The 3,700-nt window shown below is 70.6% G+C and carries 2 protein-coding genes; both read right to left on the reverse strand.

Annotated elements, in window-relative coordinates; all coding sequences use genetic code 11:
- Positions 1 to 76: 76 nt before the first annotated feature.
- Positions 77 to 1,036, reverse strand: a complete 960-nt coding sequence (locus tag EYA84_RS28520; RefSeq protein WP_131057038.1) for a helix-turn-helix transcriptional regulator — start codon at positions 1,034 to 1,036, stop codon at positions 77 to 79.
- Positions 1,037 to 1,148: 112 nt separating this feature from the next.
- Positions 1,149 to 3,257 (reverse strand): excinuclease ABC subunit UvrB, encoded by a 2,109-nt coding sequence (uvrB, locus tag EYA84_RS28525; protein ID WP_131057039.1) that lies wholly within the window; start codon positions 3,255 to 3,257, stop codon positions 1,149 to 1,151.
- Positions 3,258 to 3,700: the final 443 nt, after the last annotated feature.

Below are 3,700 nucleotides of genomic sequence, written 5' to 3' on the forward strand. Positions count from 1 at the left end.
CGCCGGGCCCGCCGGCCGCGCGTCCCCACCCGACTAATCGCGTCCGGCGTCCGCGTCCGACCCGGACCGGCGAACGTCAGCCGGCGAGCCGCTCCGCGTCGCGCTCTGCGGCCGGGACCTCCTCGACGGGAGCCCGCACGGCATCCTCGACGGGGTCGGCGGGCCGGGGGATCTCCGGTCGCTCGGCCTGCCGGGCCAGCACCGCCGCGGTCTCGGTGGCCGGCAGCGCCACCGCCGACAGCCACTCGACCATCCGTTCGTAGCGGGCGATGTCGGCCTCGGCGACCAGCCGCAGGTCGGTGGTGAGCGTCTCCACCATCACCGTGCGCGGATCCGCCGGATCGGGAAAGACGTACCACGAGAAGCCCGCCAACGGATGCACACCGTCGTGGGACGGGACGTCGCCGGGCACCAGCCGGATGGTGACGTGCGGCAGCTCGGTCAGCGCCACCAGGTGCCACAGCTGCTCCCGCCAGACGTCCACCGGCATGCCGCCGAGGGCGCAGACCCGCTCGTCCAGTAGCGCCGTGTAGTGCGGCGGATCGGCCCGGCGCAGCACCTGCTGCCGCAGCCCGCGAGCCCGCACCTCGGCCTCCAGGTCCAGCTCGGGACCGATCAGCGCCGCAGCCGCCAGCCGCAGCCGGGCGTACGCCGGGGTCTGCACCAACCCGGGCAGCACGGCCGGTTGGTACTCGACGATGCCCGCCGCGCCCGCCTCCAGCTCCGCGTACGCGCGTTGCCGCTCCCCCATCTCACCCAGCGCCCGGGACCAGCCGCGACCGGCCGCCGCGTCCCGGGCGATGACGATCAACGCCTCGCGCTGCGGTGGCGGCACCTGGTAGACGTCGAGCAGATCCAGCACGTCGGCCAGGTCCGGCCGACTCTGACCCAGCTCGATGCGGGACAACTTGGACGTGGACGCCCACCCGAGCTGGCCACAGACCTGCTCCAAGGTGAGTGACTCCCCGCGGCGCAGCTGGCGCAACTCCGCGCCGAGCCGAACCCTGCGGATGACAGGACTTGCTGACAACGGCATCCCGGCCTCCCCACCGTCGGAGAGTACGCAGGACAGTCACGCACGGCAATACCTCGCTCGCGCTATGCAACGAACCGATATCGCCAGGCGCCACCACACCCGCCCCGGGCCATCACGACACCCCGGCGGCGTCCATTCCCCGCAACTCCTTCTTGAGGTCGGCGACCTCGTCGCGGATCCGGGCGGCCAACTCGAACTGCAACTCGCGCGCGGCGGCCAGCATCTGGTCGTTGAGCTCCTGGATGAGCTGCGCCAACTCGGCCCGCGCCATGCCCTCGCGGGCCGGGGTGGCCGCACCGCCCCAAGCCCGGCTACGGGTCTCCTTGACCGGCGCCTTGCCCCGCGACAACTGGCGGACCGCACCACCGACCCGGGTCGCCTCGGTGTCCTCCGCCTCGCGGTAGATGTCGTCGAGAATGTCGTGGATCTTCTTGCGCAGCGGCTCGGGACTGATCCCGTGCGCCTCGTTGTGCGCGATCTGCTTGGCCCGGCGCCGATCGGTCTCCTCGATCGCGGCCGCCATCGACGGAGTGATCTTGTCGGCGTACATGTGCACCTGGCCGGAGACGTTACGGGCCGCGCGACCGATGGTCTGGATCAACGACCGGCCACTGCGCAGGAAGCCCTCCTTGTCCGCGTCCAGGATCGCCACCAACGACACCTCGGGCAGGTCCAGCCCCTCGCGCAGCAGGTTGATGCCGACCAGCACGTCGTAGTCGCCCCGACGCAACTCACGTAGCAACTCGACCCGACGCAACGTGTCCACCTCGGAGTGCAGATACCGCACCCGGATGCCGTTCTCCAGCAGATAGTCCGACAGGTCCTCGGCCATCTTCTTGGTCAACGTGGTGACCAAGACCCGCTCGTCACGCTCGGTGCGCAGCTTGATCTCGTGCATCAGGTCGTCGATCTGGCCCTTGGTGGGCTTGACCACGACCTCCGGGTCCACCAGGCCGGTCGGGCGGATCACCTGCTCGACGTACTCGCCCTGGGCGTGCTCCAACTCCCACGGCCCCGGGGTGGCCGACAGGAAGACCATCTGGCCGACCCGCTCCAGGAACTCGTCGAAGCGCAGCGGACGGTTGTCGGCGGCGCTGGGCAGCCGGAACCCGTGGTCGATCAGCATCCGCTTGCGCGAGGCGTCGCCCTCGAACATCCCGCCGATCTGCGGGATCGTCACGTGCGACTCGTCGACGACGGTGAGGAAGTCGTCGGGGAAGTAGTCGAGCAGGCAGTGCGGCGGGCTGCCCGGCAGCCGCCCGTCGATGTGCATCGAGTAGTTCTCGATGCCGGAGCAGAAGCCGACCTGCCGCATCATCTCGATGTCGTACGTGGTGCGCATCCGCAGCCGCTGCGCCTCCAGCAGCTTGCCCTGCCGATCCAACTCGGCCAGGCGCTCGCCCAACTCGGCCTCGATGTCGCGGACCGCCCGCTCCATCCGCTCCGGCCCGGCCGCGTAGTGCGTCGCCGGGAAGATCAGCAGATGGTCGACCTCGCGCACCACGTCCCCGGTGAGCGGGTTGAGGTAGTAGAGCTTCTCCACCTCGTCGCCGAAGAGCTCGATGCGGACGGCGAGTTCCTCGTACGCCGGAATGATCTCCAACGTGTCGCCCCGGACCCGGAACGTGCCCCGCTGGAAGGCCATGTCGTTGCGGGTGTACTGGATGTCGACCAGTCGGCGCAGCAACTGGTCCCGGTCGAGCTCCTGGCCGACGGCGACCCGCACCGCACGGTCCAGGTATTCCTCCGGGGTGCCCAGGCCGTAGATCGCCGAGACGGTCGCCACCACCACCACGTCGCGCCGGGTGAGCAGCGACATGGTGGCCGAGTGCCGCAGCCGCTCGACCTCCTCGTTGATCGAGGAGTCCTTCTCGATGTACGTGTCGGTCTGCGGGATGTACGCCTCGGGCTGGTAGTAGTCGTAATACGAGACGAAGTACTCCACCGCGTTGTCCGGCAGCAGCTCGCTGAACTCCTTGGCCAGCTGGGCGCAGAGCGTCTTGTTGGGCGCCAGCACCAGCGTGGGCCGTTGCAGCCGCTCGACCAGCCAGGCGGTCGTGGCGCTCTTGCCGGTGCCGGTCGCGCCGAGCAGCACCGTGTGCCGGTCGCCTCGGCGGACGCGTCGCTCCAGATCGTCGATCGCCGCCGGCTGGTCACCGGCCGGCTGGAAATCGCTGACGACCTGGAAACGGCCGTCGAGCCGGGGAATGTCGAGCGCCATGACGTCAACCGTACGCCCGGGGACCGACACTCCGCCGCGACTACGGGCGGCACCTGATCGGCTTCGATATTCGCATTGTGTGGTTCTTCTCACCCGGCTACGCTTTTTCCGTAGGCCGCTCGCGGCGGCCGACCGGGCCGGTGGCGGGCCCCACAGGCCACGCCGCCCCGGCACCGAAGGCCGCAGCACCCGGCATGCCCGGCGTGCGCGCCCGACGTGGTCGCGCCGAACGCGCAGACCGGCCGCCGCGAGCGCCACCTACACACCAGGACCCGGCCGACGCCAGCGCCGCCACCTCGTCACCCCGACCCGGTCCGGCCCGTTCATCCTCCCGTGACGGACACCTCACGACCGGCCTCCGACGACACCGGCCCCGAGCGACCCGGCGACCCGGCCGACGCCCACCCCCCGCCCGAACGCAGCGATGGCATCCGCGTCCCGCC

The sequence above is a fragment of the Verrucosispora sp. SN26_14.1 genome (genome assembly GCF_004307965.1).
Lineage (GTDB): Bacteria > Actinomycetota > Actinomycetes > Mycobacteriales > Micromonosporaceae > Micromonospora.

Coding starts and splice junctions, on each gene's coding strand:
- EYA84_RS28520 (WP_131057038.1), bottom strand. CDS start 1,036: ATGCCGTTGTCAGCAAGTCCTGTCATCCGCAGGGTTCGGCTCGGCGCG.
- uvrB (WP_131057039.1), bottom strand. CDS start 3,257: ATGGCGCTCGACATTCCCCGGCTCGACGGCCGTTTCCAGGTCGTCAGC.